This is a genomic window from Jeotgalicoccus sp. FSL K6-3177 (genome assembly GCF_038050175.1).
GTDB lineage: Bacteria > Bacillota > Bacilli > Staphylococcales > Salinicoccaceae > Jeotgalicoccus > Jeotgalicoccus nanhaiensis.
The window spans coordinates 305,752-325,750 of the sequence record NZ_JBBOSK010000001.1; the positions used below are offsets into that span (position 1 = coordinate 305,752).

Sequence of the window (19,999 nt, forward strand, 5' to 3'; positions counted from 1 at the left end):
CCGGGAGAAACGCCTGTAGTGAACCCAAAAAGTTGAACTTTTTGATTAAGCGATTTTATTAAAGGTATGTTTCCTGTAATTTACAGGAGACATGCCTTTTAATTTTGTTTTAATTCTATCATTATTATAGAAATCAATATATTGATGAATCGCAGATTCAAGCTCTGTATATGTTATGAACTGTTGTCCATAAAACATTTCCTGTTTAAGCAGCCCAAAGAAGTTCTCCATTGGAGAATTATCTAAGCAGTTTCCTTTTCGAGACATACTTTGAAATGTTTTATTTCTTTTAAGATGTCTCACCCATTTTTTATGCTGGTAGTGCCAACCCTGGTCCGAATGGACGGTCATTCGATAGTCTAATTCTGGTCTTTGTTCAATCAATTCCTCTAAAGGTTTTACAGCGATATCGAGCGTCGGTGCCGGACTGATTCTATAAGACAGTATTTCTCCACTGAAAACATCCATAAACGGTGACAAGTAAAGTTTTTCTCCTGATGCTGAAATATTGAATTGAGTCACGTCGGTCAACACTTTTTGATACGGGCGATCGGTTTTAAATCGGCGAGACAGTTTGTTTTTAGCAATTTTACCGACTGTTCCTTTATAGGATTTATATTGACGATTTCTATGTTTAAACTTTACGCAAAGCAATTGATACTGCCGCATCAAGCGTAGTACTTTCTTGTGATTTACAATGATACCTCTTTTTTTCAACGCCAAGCAGACCCGACGATAACCGTATCTGCGGTGACTTTCAGTCACAATATCCTTGATGGCTTGGACGAGCTCAGTATCTTTATTATTTTCTTCAGGTAAACGGTCATTCCAATACTTAAATACACTTTTAGCGATTTGCGCGGCCTCAAGTAACTCTTTAAGCATATAGAGACCTGTTTCCCTTAACTCTATCATCGCTCTGACTATTTCTTTGTTCGTTTGTCTCGAGCTAAGGATTGTAACTTTTTTTCTAGCGCAATGGCCACCTCAAGTTTACGGTTTTCTACTCTTAAACGTTCCAGTTCTTCACGTTCGGTTTCATTCAAAGTCTCTGATTTATTTCGTTTCTGTTTAGATGGCTGCTTCTTCATCGATTTAGAGGGCCTGCCTTTCGGTTTGTTTTCTAAACCTAGAATACCATATTGATTATATTTACTCTGCCACTGTGCAATGAGAGAGAAATTCGGGATATTAAAGATTTTAGCCGTTTCTCGGTAGGATAACTGATGGTCTAAGCGGTGTTGTAGTACTGTTAACTTAAACGATTTAGAGTAGATAGATTTCGTCATCCCAGCCGTCAGTCCCTGAACACCTTTATCTTTAAACTGCTCGACCCACGTTCTGATTAAGCTACGCTCTATATTATATTTACCCTCTAATAAGTTAAAGCCATCGTCACCCGTCAAATACTCATTAACTATTTTTATCTTTAATTCTATTGAATATCTTTTAGACATAACAAAGCACCCCTAAAGTTGAATTTGGAGTTCAACTTTAGGGGTGCACATCAGCCTCTCCCGGTTTTTTTGTATATAAAAACTCTCTTTAGTGTGGTAAAATACGAACATTGATGATGGAAAAGAGGTAATATTTTGTCCGAAAATAATTGGAACTCAAAATTAGGTTTTATATTGGCGGCAGCAGGCTCTGCAATAGGTCTCGGCGCCGTCTGGCGTTTCCCTTATATGACTGCTGAACACGGTGGCGGTGCGTTTCTGTTCGTTTTCCTGCTATTTACTATACTTATTGGCCTGCCGCTCTTAATCAGTGAGTTTGTTATCGGCCGTGCCTCAGGAAGAAATCCGATTGATGGTTTCGAATACTTAAGCGGTAAAAAAAGTTTAAGAATTTTCGGCTGGATCGGACACTTTGGAACGATGCTGCTGCTGTCGTTCTACAGTGTTATCGGCGGCTGGATCTTAATTTATCTGCTCATTGCTTTGATGGATCTTTTGAATTTGTATACTGTCAATGATTATACAGTGCTGCTTGGGGATGTTATTACCAATCCGGTATATGTAATTGCTGCTCAGGGTATTTTTATTTTTATCACTGCGTTTGTCGTGGCCCAGGGGATACAAAAAGGACTTGAACGCGCATCTAAAATTATGATGCCGATGCTGTTCATCTTGTTCTTGTTCATTATTATCCGCTCGCTCTCGCTGCCAAATGCATTTGAAGGAGTTAAATACTTCCTGCTCCCGGACTTCAGTGAACTCAGTGCCAATGGAATAATGTTTGCGCTCGGACAGTCGTTCTTTGCGCTCAGTGTGGGGATTACACAGATGATAACTTATGCATCGTACTTAAAAGCTGATCAGAATCTGCCTAAGTCGGCCTCTTATATAGTACTCATGAATATCGCAGTTTCTGTAATGGTGGGACTTGCGATTTTTCCGGCGATTGCTTCGTTCGGCATGCAGAGTGTCGAAGGGCCGGGTCTGGTATTTATCGTCCTGCCTGAAATATTTAATGCGATACCGTTCGGTATTATTTTCTATCTGATGTTCCTGCTCGCATTCTTATTTGCGACATTAACATCTTCGTTCTCTATGATTGAAATTAACGTTGCCAATACGGTTAAAGGCGATCAGTCGAAACGTAAAAAAGTAACTTACATTTACGCTGTTATCGTTTTTGCTATCGGTATTCCGTCTGCGTTGTCAGAAGGGGTGCTGAATGACGTTCAATTCTTTGCGGGAACGATATTTGACAACGTGGACTTCCTTGTATCGAATATACTCCTGCCGGCAGGGGCTTTGTTCTCATCAATTTTTATCGGTTATATTTTAGACAGAAGAGTTGCTATGGAACAGCTGAACGTTACAAAAGAGAGTAGTTCATACACTGTTTTTAAAGCCTGGATCTTCCTGCTCAGATTTATTCTTCCCGCAATAATTTTATTCGTCTTTATTATGAATATAATCAGTGTCTTTTAAAACAGAGAGAAGATGTAAACTCAATATCGGGTTTGCATCTTTTTTAATATAATTAATTGCTGATTGCGCATGAAAAATGGGTATGGTAATATTTTCTCATGAGTTTTCAGCATGAATAACATCAAAATCAGATAAGGGCGTGGGGTATGGAAAGTTTAACCAGAGAAAAAATTATCAGTATTGCACAAGAAGAGAATGTAAGGTTTATCCGGCTGCAGTTCTCAGATATTCTCGGAACGATTAAAAATGTGGAAGTGCCTTTCAGCCAGCTCGATAAAGCTCTTGACGGACAAATGATGTTTGACGGATCCTCAATCGAAGGGTTTACGCGCATCGAAGAATCAGATATGTATCTGGTTCCGGATTTAAACACATGGACGGTATTTCCCTGGACAACATCGCGGGGTGACAAAGTAGCACGGCTGATATGTGACGTTTACAAAATAGACGGGACACCATTTGAAGGCGATCCTCGGACTAATTTAAAAACTGTTTTAAAAGAAATGGAAGCGCTCGGTTATACATCATTCAATCTCGGACCTGAACCGGAGTTCTTTCTTTTTAAACTGGATGAGCAGGGCAAACCGACGACTGTCTTAAATGATCAGGGCGGCTATTTCGATTTAGCACCTACGGACTCGGGAGAGAACTGCCGCCGGGATATCGTTATTGAACTGGAGGATATGGGCTTTGATATCGAAGCGTCCCACCATGAAGTAGCTGAAGGACAGCACGAAATTGATTTTAAATATGCGGATGCTGTCACAGCATGTGATAATATCCAGACATTTAAACTCGTTGTAAAAACGGTCGCAAGAAAGCATAATCTGCATGCAACATTTATGCCGAAACCGCTGTTTGGAATTAACGGCAATGGCATGCATTTTAACGTGTCGCTTTTTAAAGGAAAAGAGAATGCATTCTTTGATGAGTCTGCAGAAGATGGCTTAAGCGAAGATATGAAATACTTTATGGCAGGTGTACTGAAGCACGTAAGAGGCTTTACTGCGGTAACGAATCCGCTTGTGAACTCTTATAAACGCCTGGTGCCGGGTTACGAGGCGCCAAGCTACATCGCATGGAGTAAAAAGAACCGCTCGCCATTGATGAGAATCCCTTCTTCACGCGGATTATCAACACGTGTAGAAGTCCGTTCTGTCGATCCATCAGCGAATCCGTATCTGGCACTCGCAGTCATTTTAAAGGCGGGACTGGATGGCATTAAAAATAAGCTGGAGCTTCAAGAATCCATAGACTTAAACCTTTATGAACTGACCAGAGAAGAACGCCTTGAAAACGGCGTAGAAGATTTGCCTTCGACGCTTTACAATGCCTTAAAAGCGCTTCGTGACAGCAATCTTGCAAAAGAAGCGCTCGGCAGTCATATTTATAAAGCATTTTACGAACACAAAATGCTCGAGTGGGAAGATTATCGTTCAGCCGTTTCGGAATGGGAACTTAAATCTTACATGGATAAATATTAAAATAAAAAAAGGAATCGGGAAATTAATCCCGGTTCCTTTTTTATCAATCGTATACAGTAAAGTCATCGTGCAGCTCTTCCGTAACGTTATTTAAGTTTGTTTCTGTAATGTTTCTTGCGTTATAGCCGATACGTTCTAAATTACTGATTAGCTCAACATAGAGAGAACCGCCATCCGTTGAACATTCACCTCTCGAAAGACGTTTGATATGTTCTTTACGAAGTTTGTTTTCGATTCTGTGAGATTTCTGGCTCAATCTGATAACTTGCTCCAGTGCTTGAGGATTGTAAACATCAAGCGTCTCAAGAGCCATTGTGAATGATTCGTAAACATGTCTGTATAGGTCTTCCAGACCTTCTTTAGCATCGTCTGACAGTTCGATATTATTTTCATACTTAGTATGATACTGATCCGCCAGGTTTTTAGCTTGTGAACTTACTTTAAGCAGTATACGAGATACTTCCAGCAAGGTACTGACACGTTCAGTATCTTCCTGTGAAACTTCGTATTTCGATGCATCGAGCAGGTAGCTGCGTGTTGCATCCTGCAGTGTTGCTGCAACGTTAACTTTATCTTCAATCTGTTTGAAGAGCTTATCATCCTGTTTGTCACTGTACTGGCGTGCATCCTGCAAAGTGCTGAGGACCAGCTGTCCAAGATTCTTAACCTCGCTTTGTGCTCCCTGTATAGCAATGCTCGGGGACTGTTTTAATAACAGCGGATCTAAATGCTGAGGTGTGAAGTCTTCAGAAAAATCACGTCCCGGAATTATTTTAACAACCAGCCAGGCGAGAGCGCCGACAAACGGCAGATGAATTAATGTATTAATTATATTGTATGAGCCATGTGCGAAAGCGATAGTCATCGGTTTGTTCAGGCTCAGGAAGTCTTCGAGATATCCAACATATATTATGAACAGCGGCATCAGTATCATAAAGATTACTGCACCGATGATATTAAATGTAACGTGGACCAGAGCAGCACGTTTAGCGGCAATTGAGCCGGCGAGAGCTGCTAATACAGCAGTGATTGTCGTACCGATGTTGTCTCCGAGCAGGATTGGCAAAGCAGCCTGCAAATCAACCATATCATTAGCATAGAAATTCTGAAGTATGGCAATTGTGGCACTCGAACTTTGGACAATGACAGTCAAGATAATACCTACAGCGAGACCGAGAAGTGAATTATCACTCATGGTCAGCATCAGATCCTGGAAATATGCGAGATCGGCAAGCGGTCCAACGCCGTCGCCCATTAACTCAAGACCGTAAAAAAGGGCCCCGAATCCGAAGAGGATTCTCCCTATGTTAATAATCTGATTGCCTTTAAAGAAAAACAGCATAAATGAACCTACAGCGAGAATCGGCAGAGAATATGCACCAATATCGAGTCCGATAATAAATGCCGTAACTGTCGTACCGATATTGGCACCTAAAATAACGCCGATGGCTTGTCTGAGCGTCAGGAACCCTGCACTCACTAAACCGATAGTAATGGCAGTAGCGCCAGAGCTGCTTTGAATTAAGACGGTAACAATGATACCTGCAAGCACTCCTCTGACAGGGTTCGATGTCATACGGTTTAAAATATCCCGCAAACGATCGCCGGCAGCTGCCTGCAGGCCGTCGCCCATCTGTTTGATACCGTACAAGAAGATACCGAGTCCACCGAGGAACATGAAGATAACTTCCATTGGACTAAGAGACATAAAGAGTCCTCCATATAATATTTAATTTACAAACTTTACTTTTCCTTATTGAACTATGCGATAAATTTATAATCTACTGTTTATCATATTACAAAAAGGTGAAATTTAAAACATAAAAATCATTTATGACTTAAAAGTTCAAGTTGCCAGAAAATTTGTATAAATAGTCGACAATAGTAAGGCGGTGTGAGAAACTGAAAATACATAAAAAATTACTGGAGTGTTATCATGACAACGATTCTGTTTGATGTTGACGGTGTATTTTTAAGTGAAGAAAGATGTTTTGATGTTTCTGCACTGACAGTTGAGGAATTGCTGTACAGTCCGCGTTATTTAAATTTAGATGGCCGAAAATTCGTAACGGATTATACAGAGGGCGAAATTAAAGATATCCGGAGAACGATTTTTGCTGATGATCAGGTGCTGAAACGCTTTAAGGAAGCAGGACTGAATTCAAACTGGGATATGCTGTTTATTACCTTTGCAATTATGTACATAGATATATTGAAACAGGAAAACTTAAATCTGGCTGATGTCAACGTGACGAATTTAAATGAAGTCGGAGATATGCTCGGAGAAGTATCTGTAAATCCGGAAGCAGTGCTTGAATTTATTTCCCGGGAAAATTTCACTAAAGATGAAATTTACAGTGCTTTAATGAACTATGCCGGAACACTTCAGAATTTGAAAGATCCGAAAGACTTCAGTATGTACGGTCCGATATGGGAGCAGGGACACTTTAAATATCAGGAATGGTATTTAGGCAGTGAGCTTGTTGAAGCGGACACCGGCAAACCTGCTGAAGAACTGCAGAAACCGGGATTTATTTACGATGAAGAGTGGATTGTTGAACCGTCCTTGATTAAAGAAATGCTCGATGGACTGAAAGCAAAAGGTTACACAGTGGGTGTTGCCACAGGAAGGCCAAGACAGGAAACGCTTCTGCCGTTTGAAGAAGGCGGCCTGCTGGCAGTATTCGATGAACGCCGTATTTCAACTGCAAGTGAAGTGATGGAAGCGGAAGATAGAAGTACTGCCGGTCATGCGCTGACAAAGCCGCACCCTTTCAGCTACTTATGGAGTCTGTATGTGCAGAACGATGCACTGTTTGAAGCAGCTGTTGATGGAAAAAACAAGAGCGATGAACAAATTTTTATCGTAGGTGACTCCGTAGCGGACTTTTACTGCGCCGATAAAATCGGAGCTGTATTTATTGCAACGCTGACAGGACTTACAGGACGTGATATTATCGGTACCTTTGAAGAGTTGAATGTACCGGAACAGCAGATGCTGAAAGATGTGCTGGATGTTCCCGATGCTGTGGAACGACTGATTAAATAAAAAGAAGCTGGGCTGGGGTACACATGAGCTTCCTTCATGCCAGCCCTGAGGAGCTGGGGTACACATGAGCTTCCTTCATGCCAACCCTGGAGAGCTGGGATACACATGAGCTTCCTTCATGCCAACCCTGAGGAGCTGGGATACATATGAGCTTCTGTCATGCCAGCCCTGAGGAGCTGGGATACATATGAGCTTCCTTCATGCCAACCCTGGAGAGCTGGGATACACATGAGCTTCTGTCATGCCAACCCCAAGGAGCTGGGATACATATGAGATTCCTTCATGCCAACCCGAAGGAGCTGGGATACACATGAGCTTCTGTCATACCAACCCTGAGTAGCTGGGGTACACATGAGCTTCTGTCATGCCAACCCTGGAGAGCTGGAGTACATATGAGCTTCCTTCATACCAACCCTGAGTAGCTGGGGTACACATGAAACCCCGTCATGCCACCCCCAAGAAGCTCGGATACACATGAAACCCTGTCACGCAAACCTAAGGACCGGGCATTTACTCTCATGATAGTAGACTTGTCCGGCGATCGGTTTTTAATATATTTTATTCTATAAAAATAGGCTTGGAAATCTTAAACTTAAGATTTCCAAGCCATTTCTCTTATTGTTTCAAAACTTTTATTCCAGTCTCTTTTTTATCCGAGCTTAATCGTGTGGACTTTATGGATGTTTGGTATTTCTTTTATTTTTTCATAAGTTGCTTCCAGGACCTGGTTATCCAATATAAACAGAACCATGGCGTCGCCCTCTTTAGACAGCCGGGCCAGCTGCATAGAAGCGATATTCACTGAATCTTCGCCAAGTAGTGCCCCAAGTTCTCCGATAATACCGGGGCGGTCCGTGTGCTCTATAATGAGTATATTTTCTTCCGGTTTAAAGTCGATAGGATATTCGTTAATTTTTACGAGACGTTCTCCGTAGCCTGGGATAGTCGAGGCGCCGAGAGTAACGTGTTCGTTATCGTTGATAAGTTCAACTTCCAGATAGTTTGTGTAGCCGTCCGCTTTTGCTTTCTTCTCAACCTTGTAAGTTACATCCCGCTCATTTAAGTAGTACAGAGCGTTAATAATATTCACTTCGTCGCCGAAATGGGGTTTTAGCATGTTAGTCACGAAAGTACGTGTCAGAATACTCGTATCATCTACCGCGATATCTCCATGATATTTGATTTTAATCTCCTGCGGCGGATTGTCGAGGAGCTGAATGCCGAACTGTCCCAAATGTTTCACGATAGACATATAAGGTTTCAATTCTTCTGTGACAGAACTGCTGACTCGCGGTGCATTCACGGCGTGAGTGATTTTATTATCTTCAAAGTACTCGATAATTTCCTTCGATACGCTGACGGCAACTTTTTCCTGAGCTTCAGCTGTAGAAGCTCCGAGATGCGGTGTTACCACAGTGCGGCGATGTGTCAGGAGTGCAGTGTTTTCCGGCGGCTCGGTAACAAATACATCGAGTGCGGCACCTTTTACAATGCCTGCATCAAGTGCTTCAAGTAAATCATCCTCATCGATAATCCCTCCGCGTGCCACATTAATAAGGTAGACACCACTCTTCTTACATTTGCTGAAGAAGTCTGCACCGACAATACCTTTGGTCTGAGGTGTCAGCGGTGTATGTACAGTGATAAAATCTGCTGCAGCTGCCAGTTCATCAACTTCCATTTTAAGGATTTCGTTGTCACGGGCTTTTTCATCAGATAGGTACGGATCAAATGCTGCAATTTTCATACCGAAACTTTTGGCACGTCTCGCAACGCCGAAGCCGATTTTTCCTGCGCCGATAATACCGAGAGTTTTGCCGTAAAGCTCCACTCCTTTATGAGCGCCACGGTTCCATGTACCATCTGTCAGCTCTTTATATGCTTCAGGAATATCGCGTGCCATCGACAGCATCATAGCGAGCGTATGTTCAGTGGCTGAAATAGTATTGCCTTCAGGAGCGTTGACGACGATTACACCATGTTTGGTGGCTGCATCAATATCGATGTTATCAACGCCTACGCCTGCACGTGCAATCATCTTAAGTTTCTTCGCATGCTGGATAATGCGTTCTGTAATTTTAGTCTGGCTTCGGACTATTGCTGCATCAAAATCATGGATGATATCGATAATCTGCGCTTCCGATAAGCCTTCCTGACGTGTAACTCTGAAGTTATCATTATCAATAAGTGCCTGTATCCCATCCTGGCTGACAGGGTCCAGTACGATTACGTTATGCTTGGTCATATAAACTCTCCTGGGCGGCAGTTAATGCTTTGCCGTAGTAGTTTTTGCTGCGCAGTCTGCTTAGAATATCTTCAAGGGCACTTAATATAGCGAGCATATCTTTCGGGAACATAAAGCCCATGTGGCCGATACGGATAATTTTTCCGGCGAGGTCTTTCTGACCGCCTGCTACCGAAATATGATAATCCTTTTCAAGCGTGTCTTTAATATGCGAAATCTCTTCAGGTGTCGAGGTGACGGCTGTTACTGTCGGCGAAGCCGCTTCTTCTTTGACGAAAAGTTCCAGCTCCAGCGCTTCAATGCCGCGGCGGAGCATTTTCTGCATTTTTTTATGGCGTACAAATACTTCTTCAATTGTTTCTTCGTGTATCATATCGAGAACATCCTCGAGCCCCTGGTACAGAGTGACTGCAGGTGTCTGCGGTGTGTAATCAACTTCGAGAGACTTAAAATACATTTTTAAATCCAGATAGTAGCGGCCATGACGAGAGTTATTTACTTTTTTTACAGCTCTGTCGTTCAGCGCAACAAATGCAAGTCCCGGAGGAAGCATCAGCGCTTTTTGGCTGCCCGACACGATGCAGTCGATTTTATCTCGCTGCATATTCATATCTGCGCCGCCGAGGGCACTGACCGCATCTACGATAAACAGCGTTTCTTCATTATAATTGTGAACGACATCAGCCAGTTCAGACAGCGGATGCAGAACCGACGTGGAAGTCTCGCATGCCTGAGTAAATACTGCAGTAACATTATCGAGTCCGTTAAGATATTCTTTAAAAGCTTTTGGATCAGCCGCTTCTCCCCATTTCACATCATAGATATGAACATTAAAGTTATAGCGTCCGGCAATATCGGCAAACTTGCCGCCGAATACGCCGCTGACAATTAAAACAACTGTATCGCCGTCATCAACAAGGTTAACCATAGCAGCTTCAAGTGCGCTGGTGCCTGATGAAGTCAATATAGCAACGGGATTATCTGTACCAAATAAAGGTTTCAGTTTTTCCTGAATGCCGGCTGACATTTCTTTGAAGCGGCTTGTTCTGTGACCGAAAATACCCTGGGACATTGCTTGATACGTGCGTCGGGCCACCGGAGTTGGTCCCGGTGTTAGCAGCAGTTCTTCTTGCATAGCGATTCCTCCTGTATAAACGAATAGTAAATTACATTATAACAGAAAAATCATTAAATTCAGTTATCTTTTCCTTTTTCTAAAATTTCATCGATCAGCGCATGAGCACGGTTGTAATTCTCAAGATATGTATCATTTAAAATGACCGCATGATTCATTAAATTATAATGTTCCAGCTGTTCGAGAAGCAGACTGTAAAATTTACGGTCGTAATCTGATGAGTCTTCTGGCGGCGGCATAATCAGAATCAGACTCCATGTCTGCAGATGAATATAATGTTCAAAAATCTGATTGACGTAATCCTGCTCGTCGTGAGCAGCGAGCATATTATGTACTTTTGAGTACAGGACATCGGTATCGGCGAAAAATATTTTGCGTGTTGCATTGGAATGGATATGGCGGCGGTTCAGTTCGAACTGACCGATGCCGATGGCATGAAAATCTTTAGCATCAAGATCGGGTGATTTCAGCTGATGGTCTTCAAAATATTCTTCAGCATATTCGATGGAACAGCTCGTAGAATATCTCCGGGCCAAATCTTCAATGAGCATTGATTTACCGCTGTTTGGAGCGCCGGTAACAAGGACGTTCTGTACAAAGAAGCGGCGGAAAGGACGGGTAACGTAGTCCCAGTTTAATATAGGTGTTTCCCTAATTTCAGTCCCGCTGATACCAAGAATTTTTCTGTCCACCATAGTCATATGAATATCAATCTCCGGCCACTTTTCATTAAAGTAACTTTCAAGCGGTTCTATATATTCCTTCTCGCCCATATAAAATGTGGCACTTGCAATATCGAAATCCAGCGCGTCTTTAGTTTGATTAATCAGGTTTTCGAGCATTTCAAGCCACGGCTGCCAGCCGGCAGGGTAACGGGGAATGTCCGTTTCATTGAGTTCAAGAATCGAGACGTTACTGTCGTGCCGGAGCAGCTGACGCATCGCCCGGGTGCGGTGTGCCAGATTCATGCCGATCCGGTCTCCGCGGTCACCTTCGTAACCGCTAATAATTACAGCGGCATGCCTGTTTTCTCTTTTTGCTCTGACGATTTGTTCAAAATGTCCGACATGACAAGGTGCAAATGTACCAAAATATATACCGAGGTCTCTCATATTTATCTACTCCTAAACCAGATGATTTCAAAAGAACTGTATACTAAAATATGCTACAATATTGTAGAAATTAAATGTAAATAAGCAGGATGGCAGCAAAATGCAGCAGACCGGTCAGAATCGTTAGGACTGCTATAATTTTAGTACTTTTGGATGCACCGGCAATGAGGAATAATACAGACAGTATAATAGAGATTGCCATGAAGATTATCCTTGTGCTGAGCAGAGCAATGAGCTCATCATGCTGGTAAGAAGTTGAAATATTAATTAAGCTGTAAATGTTAAATGCTGCAAATAAAATTAAAATAATCTGTTTCATTTTTGCACGCTCCCTTTGGGGTTTTATTATATCAGAAATAATCGAGAAATGATTGGTGAGAAACTATGGTTGAACTACTGAATATTACAGATGAAATGCACGATGAATTTGTTATGTCCCATCCGTCAGGAGATTTGCTGCAGCTGACATCATGGGCAGGGTCAAAGGAATTAACAGGCTGGTACTCAAGGCGCATAGCTGTCGGACGGAACGGCAAAGTTGAAGGAGCGGCGCTGCTCCTGTTTAAAAAAGTGCCGAAAACATTTTTTACTATGTGTTATGCCTCCCGCGGTTTCGTCTGTGATTACAAGGACAAAGAAGTTGTCCGTGCACTGCTCGAAGCGGCCAAGAAAATTGCAGCGGATGAAAAGTCCTATACGATTAAAATAGATCCGGACATTCCCGCTGAAGGCAATGAAGATACAATAGAATACCTGAAATCCCTCGGTTTTAAACACCACGGTCTTACAGACGGAATGAGCAAAGATGTTATCCAGCCCCGGACGACGATGGTAACGGATATCAGCGTTGATGATAAACTGCTGCTGCAGAGTTTCGAGCGCAACAACCGCACGAAAGTCCGCAATTCTCTTCGCGCGGGAACGACGGTGTATAAGGCAGCGAGAGAAGAATTGCCTGACTTTGTTAAGCTGATGAAAGAGACCGGCGAACGCGATGGTTTCTTAACGAGAGACATTACTTATTTTGAATCGCTGTATGATAACTTAAATCCAGAAGGCCACATGGAACTGTTTATGGTAAAACTGATGCCGGAAGAAGCTTTGCAGGCTCTTGAAAACGATATTGCCAAGGTGGAAAAAGATATCAGGAAAGCGGAAAAAATTAAAGATGAACAGAAGAAGCAAAATCAGCTTGAAAACTTAAATAAGCGTATGGCAAAAGTTCAGGCGCAGCTTGAAGGCATGAATGAAATTCAGCGTACACATCCGGACGGGGTTCTTCTGTCAGGAGCGCTCTATGCCCAGGCCGGTCATAAATCTTATTACCTCTACGGAGCATCTTCAAACGATTTCAGGGAGTTTCTGCCGAATCATCACATGCAATGGCATATGATGCAGTATGCAAGAGAACACGGGGCAGTGACATATGACTTCGGCGGTGTATCGGTTGAGCCCGATAGAGAGGATGAACATTTTGGGCTCTGGCAATTTAAAAAAGTATGGGGCACAGAAGTATCAGATAAAATTGGTGAATTTGATTATGTAACAAACCGTCCTCTGTATACCATGGCGGAAGTGATGTTTCCGCTGTTCCAGAAAAGTAAAATGAAGCTGAACAGACTACTTAAAAGAAGATAATAGTAAAAAAGATCCATCCGGCACTCCGGATGGATCTTTCGCTTATAAATAATAAGGCTGCATTATAGCAATATACAATATAAACAGCACGGACGCACACGAGATAATAATCAGCGCGAGTGAAAAGTAGGAGTGCATATTCCGGCTTTCATTCAGATGAGGCTCTGAGCGGAAAGCCCGGATGCCTGTAATAATAGCCAGCGCTGCGAGAGTGAACCAGATATAAATATTGTAGAAAATAATGCCGTCGTTAATCGAATAATTTATAAAGAACAGTATCTGTATTAACATCAGCAGGATTAGGATAACACGTCTCATGTACACATCTCCTTACAGCGTGAGCAGTATTATTATAAGTACAAGCGCCATCGTCAGCGTAAAGGCATGAACTAAAAATAAATTTTCGCGGTCGCCTTTTGATTCTTTAAAAGCTGTAATTTCAACTGACAGGACAATACATAAAGAAAGTGCCAGTACGATAAAAATATCCGGACTGGTCAGTGACAGACTGAATGTAATTGTCATCAGTAAAAATGCAGCGCCGGAAATATAACGTGCAGCGTCAAGAATGCGCGACCGCATATTTAAAATGGTAGCAGCACTGATAACGATATAAATTAAAAGCATGAGGAGCGTTAGTAAGGTCATGCGGCTCTCCCTCGTTTTCTATAATATTGAAAAATAAAATGTGTAGACAGCACAGTCATCAGTGCACCGAAATAAAACGGCAAGCCGGCAGATACTAAGAACAGTGCGTTAAATATAAGCGGTCCGCATATTCTTCCGAGACTGTCGAGAGAATATGTCGTTGCTGTAACGCGTCCCATATCATGGGCGGATGCTTCTTTCGTAATCTGTGATGTCATTAATGTTTTTGCGAGTGCGTTGCCTGTCATAAGCAGTACAATACAAATTCCTGCGTAGACAAGTCCGGTCATAAACGGCAGCATGATGAAGGCAATAACTGCCATAATTTGTCCGGCAACCATTGCTTTTTTCTCCTGGCCGTCCTTCAGCTTTCTTATATACACTCCTTGAGTCAGTGCATTGAATATTCCACCGATGAAAAACAGTACACCCATTTCTGTCGGTGTAATATCAATGCGGTCCTGACCGAGCAGCTGGAAAGTACTTTCCATTCCGCTCATGAAAAACATTACGAAAAAAGTGCCGATCATCAGTATGCCAATCGGCTGCGTGAAGTAATCAGCAGCGAGGGTAATTTTCTTCGGTGCCTGCTGTGTCGACTGACGATATGTTTCGGATACTTTTAAGAAGCTGAAAATCAAGGCGCCGGTAATCACGATTGTCGTCATGTAGTAGGCGAAACTTAAAGAGATGCCGGCGAGAATTCCCCCGACTCCCGGGCCGAAAATAAAACCGAGACCAATGCACATACCGACAAGGCCCATGTATTTTGTACGCTCTTCACGAGTTGTAATATCTGCAACCATGCTCGTTGTGGCTGTATAAAGTGCGCCTGAAGCGGCACCGCCAATAATTCTGCTTATATACAGTACAGTTAAATTATCGATAAATAAACCGAAAATTAAAAAGCTGAGTGCAAAAGCAGCGAGCCCTCCGAGCAGAAGCGGACGTCTGCCGACTTTATCCGACAGCCGCCCGAAGAACGGTGCCGAAAGAAAACTTGCGAGTGAATAAACTGCAAGCAGCAGCCCCATATGTATCGTATTGACACCGAGCTGATTCACAAGTTCGGGAATGACCGGGATAATCATACTGAATCCGAAATAGATTAAAAATTGAATGATCATAATCAGGGTAATCATTCGTTTCATTATATACACGTCCTGAAATTACTTATTTTTTAGCGCCTGGCGAACTTCTTTAATTTGCTGTTCGAGGTCGTGAAGACGGTCAGTCATTTTCGCAGTTGGATGACCAGTGGACTCAATTTTTTCCAAATCACCCTGAAGGTGAACATATTCATACTTTAACTCCTGCAATTTGCTTTCCAAATCCATTTTTACCACCACCTAAACTTAATTAATATCATATCATAAAAGTGGAGTTCTAATTGTGATGAGAAAGCAATAAATTTTAGACAAACGTTAACGTTAAAAAAAATGTAAATGTACGGTTTTAGCATGGATTAATATAAAAAAAGGTGTATAATATACTTGTATTTGAGATTTAATCCAACTGGTAAAATTTATGCTTATTATACATAGGAGTGATAATTTGTCGCACAGCTTTATTAAGCGTTGCCTGTTTTACTTTGCGGGTTTAATCATATTATCGGTCGGTGTAGCGATGCAGGTCAAAGGTTTCGTTATGGGGCTGTCTCCCTGGGATGTACTGCATTTTGGCCTGTGGCAATCACTCGGACTGACATTCGGAAGCTGGTCGGTTATCGTCGGCATTGGAATAGTTATTGCAACTTCGCTGATTTTAAAAGCTCTTCCTAAAGGAGGAGTTTACGTCAATCTGGTAACGATAGGTGCATTCATCGATTTTTTTGTCTGGATACTGCCGGATGCGGAAGCCTGGCCGGCACAGGCACTATTTTTTACAGCGGGTGTATTTATTGCAGCCTTTGGTTCGGCTTTTTACATGACACCGAATTTAGGAGCGGGACCGAGAGATTCGCTAATGATGGTGCTGGTCATGAAGTTTAATTTAAGAATGGCGAGAGCGCGGTTTTTAATGGAGCTTACAGTTGCTGTACTTGGCCTTATACTTGGCGGACCGGTATTTATTGGTACGGTGCTGATTGTGCTTTTTTACGGCAGAATTATCGAAATGTTTTTCCCTTATACAAGGGAACTGCTGATTCGTTTTATCGGTTACGATGATCCGAAGATTATACAATTTAAATAATCATTATATGATTGGAGTTTGTTATGAAAAAGTTTTTTGGATTCGATGAACTGGACACTAATTTTAAAAAGGAAATTATCGGGGGACTGACGACGTTTCTGTCGATGGCTTACATTCTTGCAGTAAACCCTTCAATTTTGTCACTGCAGGGTATAGAGGGTGTACCCGATGAAATGAAGATGGATATTAATGCCGTCTTCGTGGCAACGTGTCTTGCCGCTTTTGTCGGCTGTCTTTTTATGGGCGTTATTGCGAAGTATCCCATCGCTTTAGCACCGGGCATGGGGCTGAACGCGTTCTTCGCTTTTACAGTTGTGCTGACGATGGGTATTCCATGGCAGACTGCTTTGACCGGCGTTCTCTTCTCCGGAGTAATATTCGTACTGCTGACATTGACCGGACTTCGCGAATACATAATTAATGCCATTCCGATGGAAATGAAAATGGCGGTCAGTGCCGGTATCGGATTCTTTATTACATTCGTTGGACTTCAGTCCTCAGGTATTATCGCAGGAGATGATGCGACATTAATCAGCCTCGGCGATGTTCAAAGCGGCGGTGTGCTGCTGACTTTTGCAGGACTCGTTATTACCGTTATTCTAATGACTAAAAAAGTGCCAGCTGCAATTTTTATCGGTATGATTGCTACTGCACTTCTCGGTATTATGACAGGGATTGTTCCGCTGCCGTCTGCAATTGTTGGCTCTGTGCCAAGTGTTGCACCGACATTTGGTGCGGCGTTTGAAGGTCTGATGGACTTTGATACAATATTTAATGTGCAGTTTCTAATTGTAGTGCTGACATTCCTGTTTGTGGATTTCTTTGATACTGCAGGAACACTCGTAGGAGTAGCGTCACAAGCCAACCTTATTAAAGACAACAAACTCCCGCGGGCTGGTAAAGCGCTTCTCGCAGATGCATTTGCCACGATTACAGGAGCGATTTTCGGAACATCTACAACTACTTCATATGTAGAGTCTACTGCCGGAGTAGCAGCTGGCGCACGGAGCGGATTTGCTTCGGTGGTCACCGGACTGTTATTCTTATCAGCAATATTCTTTTCACCGCTGATTGTGACATTTACTTCTGAAGTGACAGCGCCTGCACTTATAATAGTAGGAATTTTAATGGCATCGAATTTATCTAAGATAAGCTGGGGCAGATTTGAAGTCGCAGTCCCTGCATTCCTGACTGTATTTATGATGCCGCTCACTTACAGTATTGCGACCGGTATCGCTGTCGGATTTATCTTCTATCCGATCACGATGATTATGGCAGGAAAAAGAAAAGAAATTAATCCAATCATGTACGGTTTATTTATAGTATTTATTTTATACTTCATATTCATTAATTAATATCAGAACTGATGCATATATAATAGGAAAATAAAAAAACTTTAAAAAGAGTGAAGAAATCTTTAGATATCTATTGATTTCCTCACTCTTTTGCTGTATCATATCTAACGTTGGACTTAAGCGGACACCAATGTGTCCTGTATACGTGAAGTGCTGATCCAATGCACATCACACATCGATGAAGCGAGAGGTTACTGACACACCCGGCCGCATTGCCATGGCTGATGTGCGAGAAAATTTTCGCGGAGATAGTCTACCATTAATAGGATGACGACCATAAGGAGGTATAAATAATGGCAAAGCAAAAAATTCGTATTCGTTTAAAAGCGTACGACCACAGAGTGCTGGATCAATCAGCAGAGAAAATCGTTGAAACGGCAAAACGTTCAGGTGCAGATGTATCAGGACCGATTCCGTTACCGACTGAGAAAACTATTTACACAGTTATTCGTGCGGTGCACAAATACAAAGATTCACGTGAACAGTTTGAACAGCGTACGCACAAACGTCTTATCGACATTTTAAACCCTACACCTAAAACAGTTGATGCTCTAATGGGCTTAAACTTACCATCAGGCGTAGACATCGAAATCAAGTTATAAATTATAGGAGGTGCGACTTTCGATGACCAAAGGAATCTTAGGTAGAAAAATTGGGATGACTCAAGTTTTCGGTGAAAACGGAGAGCTAATCCCTGTAACAGTAGTTGAAGCTGCAGGAAACGTAGTAGTTCAAAAGAAAACTGAAGAAACAGACGGATATAACGCGATTCAAATCGGATTTGATGACAAACGCGATTATAACGCAAAAGGCAGAAGTAATAAATATGCCAACAAAGCAGAGGCAGGCCATGCTAAAGCATCTGGTGCTGCTCCTAAGCGCTTCATACGCGAATTCAAGAACGTAAACACAGAGGAATTTGACGTAGGTCAAGAAGTCACTGTAGATACATTTGCTGCAGGCGATTTTGTAGACGTAACAGGAACTTCAAAAGGTAAAGGTTTCCAGGGTTCTATCAAACGACACAATTTCAGCCGCGGACCAATGAGTCACGGTTCACGTTACCACAGAGGGTCAGGTGCCATGGCTATGGCAGCGAGCCCGTCAAGAGTGTTCAAAGGTAAAAAATTACCTGGACAAATGGGTGGTAAAACGATTACTATGCAAAACTTAGAAATCGTACGTGTTGACGCAGACAAAAATGTTGTTCTTATTAAAGGCAACGTACCAGGACCTAAAAAAGGTTTTGTAAAAATTTCATCATCAATTAAAAAAGGTAACAAGTAATAAGGAAGGGAGGATAAACACATGGCAATCGATGTTTTATCAAAAGAAGGAACTAAAGTAAGTTCTATCGAACTAAACCAGGATGTATTCGGAATCGAACCGAACCAGCATGTACTGTTTGAAGCAGTTCACTTACAGCGTGCATCTCTTAGACAAGGGACACATGCAGTAAAAAACCGCTCAGCTGTACGCGGCGGCGGAAGAAAGCCGTTTAAACAAAAAGGAACAGGTAACGCACGTCAAGGTACAATCCGTGCACCGCAGTTCCGCGGAGGCGGCGTTGTATTCGGACCGACTCCAAGATCATACAGCTTCAGCATGCCGAAGAAAATGAGGAAACTTGCACTTCGTTCAGCACTTTCAGCGAAAGTGAATGAAGAAGCACTACAAGTGATTGACCACCTTGAAATGGAAGCGCCAAAAACTAAAGAATTCTTAACAGTTCTTGAAAACCTTGGTGCGGCTAAGAAAGTACTTCTTGTACTTGAAAATAAAGACGAAATCGTTGAAAAATCAGCGCGTAACATCCCAGGTGTTACCGTGTTGACTCCAGCTGGTCTTAACGTACTAGATATCCTTTCTGCTAACCATGTGATCTTCACTGAGGGAGCAATCAAAAAAGCAGAGGAGGTACTTGTATAATGGATGCACGCGACATTATCAAGCGCCCAGTAATCACTGAGCGTTCTGCTGACTTAATGTCAGAAGACAAATACACATTTGATGTAGATGTGAGAGCGAACAAAACTCAAGTTAAACACGCAATTGAAGAAATTTTCGACGTTAAAGTAGACAAAGTAAACATTATGAATGTTAAGCCTAAGAAAAAACGCATGGGCCGTTACGAAGGCTACACAAACAGAAGAAGAAAAGCGATTGTAAAACTTAAAGAAGGTTCAATCGAAATCTTCTAA

Annotated in this window: 21 protein-coding genes; 10 read left to right on the plus strand and 11 right to left on the minus strand. The window is 42.2% G+C overall.

Going from position 1 to position 19,999, the window contains the following annotated elements:
- Window positions 1–45: 45 nt before the first annotated feature.
- Window positions 46–915 (minus strand): IS3 family transposase, encoded by an 870-nt coding sequence (locus MHH58_RS01485; RefSeq protein WP_341344834.1) that lies wholly within the window; start codon window positions 913–915, stop codon window positions 46–48.
- Window positions 916–923: 8 nt separating this feature from the next.
- A complete protein-coding gene (locus tag MHH58_RS01490) occupies window positions 924–1,457 on the minus strand; it encodes a transposase (protein WP_341344835.1) in 534 nt (177 codons plus the stop codon).
- 135 nt (window positions 1,458–1,592) lie between these two features.
- On the opposite strand from MHH58_RS01490, the gene MHH58_RS01495 reads away from it, so the two are divergent.
- Complete coding sequence (locus MHH58_RS01495; protein WP_445922969.1) at window positions 1,593–2,939, plus strand: sodium-dependent transporter; 1,347 nt, start codon at window positions 1,593–1,595, stop codon at window positions 2,937–2,939.
- A gap of 146 nt (window positions 2,940–3,085) precedes the next feature.
- Entirely contained in the window at window positions 3,086–4,423 is a 1,338-nt protein-coding gene (locus MHH58_RS01500; protein ID WP_341344836.1) for a glutamine synthetase family protein, read from the plus strand.
- 43 nt (window positions 4,424–4,466) lie between these two features.
- On the opposite strand, the gene MHH58_RS01505 is transcribed toward MHH58_RS01500, so the two are convergent.
- Window positions 4,467–6,131: a Na/Pi cotransporter family protein gene (locus MHH58_RS01505; RefSeq protein WP_135097857.1), complete on the minus strand. Its 1,665-nt coding sequence runs from the start codon at window positions 6,129–6,131 to the stop codon at window positions 4,467–4,469.
- Between the two features lie 228 nt (window positions 6,132–6,359).
- Between MHH58_RS01505 and MHH58_RS01510 the strand changes: the two genes are divergently transcribed.
- The gene (locus MHH58_RS01510) at window positions 6,360–7,472 is read left to right on the plus strand and encodes an HAD hydrolase-like protein (protein ID WP_341344837.1); all 1,113 of its coding nucleotides are present in this window, start codon (window positions 6,360–6,362) and stop codon (window positions 7,470–7,472) included.
- 649 nt (window positions 7,473–8,121) lie between these two features.
- Here the strand turns inward: MHH58_RS01510 and serA are convergent.
- The 4 genes from serA to MHH58_RS01530 all read right to left on the minus strand — a co-directional run bounded on the left by serA (window position 8,122) and on the right by MHH58_RS01530 (window position 12,283).
- Window positions 8,122–9,717, minus strand: a complete 1,596-nt coding sequence (gene serA, locus MHH58_RS01515) for a phosphoglycerate dehydrogenase (RefSeq protein WP_341344838.1) — start codon at window positions 9,715–9,717, stop codon at window positions 8,122–8,124.
- Entirely contained in the window at window positions 9,704–10,852 is a 1,149-nt protein-coding gene (locus tag MHH58_RS01520; RefSeq protein ID WP_341344839.1) for a pyridoxal-phosphate-dependent aminotransferase family protein, read from the minus strand. The genes serA and MHH58_RS01520 overlap by 14 nt, the downstream gene beginning before the upstream one ends.
- A 59-nt stretch (window positions 10,853–10,911) precedes the next feature.
- A complete protein-coding gene (locus MHH58_RS01525) occupies window positions 10,912–11,964 on the minus strand; it encodes an AAA family ATPase (RefSeq protein WP_341344840.1) in 1,053 nt (350 codons plus the stop codon).
- Window positions 11,965–12,034: 70 nt separating this feature from the next.
- Window positions 12,035–12,283 carry a hypothetical protein gene (locus tag MHH58_RS01530; protein WP_135097865.1) on the minus strand — a complete coding sequence of 83 codons (249 nt, stop codon included), beginning with the start codon at window positions 12,281–12,283 and terminating at the stop codon, window positions 12,035–12,037.
- 65 nt (window positions 12,284–12,348) lie between these two features.
- On the opposite strand from MHH58_RS01530, the gene MHH58_RS01535 reads away from it, so the two are divergent.
- Window positions 12,349–13,602 (plus strand): lipid II:glycine glycyltransferase FemX, encoded by a 1,254-nt coding sequence (locus tag MHH58_RS01535; protein ID WP_341344841.1) that lies wholly within the window; start codon window positions 12,349–12,351, stop codon window positions 13,600–13,602.
- A 42-nt stretch (window positions 13,603–13,644) separates the two neighbouring features.
- Here the strand turns inward: MHH58_RS01535 and MHH58_RS01540 are convergent, their stop codons facing one another.
- Genes MHH58_RS01540 through MHH58_RS01555 form a run of 4 tightly spaced genes read right to left on the minus strand, consistent with a single transcriptional unit; the run spans window position 13,645 to window position 15,587 of the window.
- Window positions 13,645–13,920 carry a hypothetical protein gene (locus tag MHH58_RS01540; protein WP_115884856.1) on the minus strand — a complete coding sequence of 92 codons (276 nt, stop codon included), beginning with the start codon at window positions 13,918–13,920 and terminating at the stop codon, window positions 13,645–13,647.
- Between the two features lie 12 nt (window positions 13,921–13,932).
- Window positions 13,933–14,250: a membrane stabilizing protein MspA gene (mspA, locus tag MHH58_RS01545; protein WP_341344842.1), complete on the minus strand. Its 318-nt coding sequence runs from the start codon at window positions 14,248–14,250 to the stop codon at window positions 13,933–13,935.
- Window positions 14,247–15,401: an MFS transporter gene (locus tag MHH58_RS01550; RefSeq protein WP_341344843.1), complete on the minus strand. Its 1,155-nt coding sequence runs from the start codon at window positions 15,399–15,401 to the stop codon at window positions 14,247–14,249. The genes mspA and MHH58_RS01550 overlap by 4 nt, the downstream gene beginning before the upstream one ends.
- 18 nt (window positions 15,402–15,419) lie before the next feature.
- Window positions 15,420–15,587 (minus strand): SE1832 family protein, encoded by a 168-nt coding sequence (locus tag MHH58_RS01555; protein WP_162842284.1) that lies wholly within the window; start codon window positions 15,585–15,587, stop codon window positions 15,420–15,422.
- A 217-nt stretch (window positions 15,588–15,804) separates the two neighbouring features.
- Here MHH58_RS01555 and MHH58_RS01560 point away from each other — a divergent pair, with 217 nt between their 5' ends.
- From MHH58_RS01560 to rplW, 6 genes are all read left to right on the plus strand, one after another.
- The gene (locus MHH58_RS01560) at window positions 15,805–16,443 is read left to right on the plus strand and encodes a YczE/YyaS/YitT family protein (protein WP_228063447.1); all 639 of its coding nucleotides are present in this window, start codon (window positions 15,805–15,807) and stop codon (window positions 16,441–16,443) included.
- Between the two features lie 23 nt (window positions 16,444–16,466).
- Window positions 16,467–17,798, plus strand: a complete 1,332-nt coding sequence (locus MHH58_RS01565) for an NCS2 family permease (RefSeq protein WP_135097873.1) — start codon at window positions 16,467–16,469, stop codon at window positions 17,796–17,798.
- A gap of 293 nt (window positions 17,799–18,091) precedes the next feature.
- A complete protein-coding gene (gene rpsJ / locus MHH58_RS01570) occupies window positions 18,092–18,400 on the plus strand; it encodes a 30S ribosomal protein S10 (RefSeq protein WP_026859110.1) in 309 nt (102 codons plus the stop codon).
- A gap of 22 nt (window positions 18,401–18,422) precedes the next feature.
- Entirely contained in the window at window positions 18,423–19,085 is a 663-nt protein-coding gene (gene rplC, locus MHH58_RS01575) for a 50S ribosomal protein L3 (protein ID WP_115884851.1), read from the plus strand.
- A gap of 21 nt (window positions 19,086–19,106) precedes the next feature.
- On the plus strand, window positions 19,107–19,727 hold the full coding sequence (gene rplD, locus MHH58_RS01580) for a 50S ribosomal protein L4 (protein ID WP_115884850.1): 621 nt from the start codon (window positions 19,107–19,109) through the stop codon (window positions 19,725–19,727).
- On the plus strand, window positions 19,727–19,999 hold the full coding sequence (rplW, locus tag MHH58_RS01585; RefSeq protein ID WP_115884849.1) for a 50S ribosomal protein L23: 273 nt from the start codon (window positions 19,727–19,729) through the stop codon (window positions 19,997–19,999). Before rplD ends, rplW begins: the two co-directional genes overlap by 1 nt.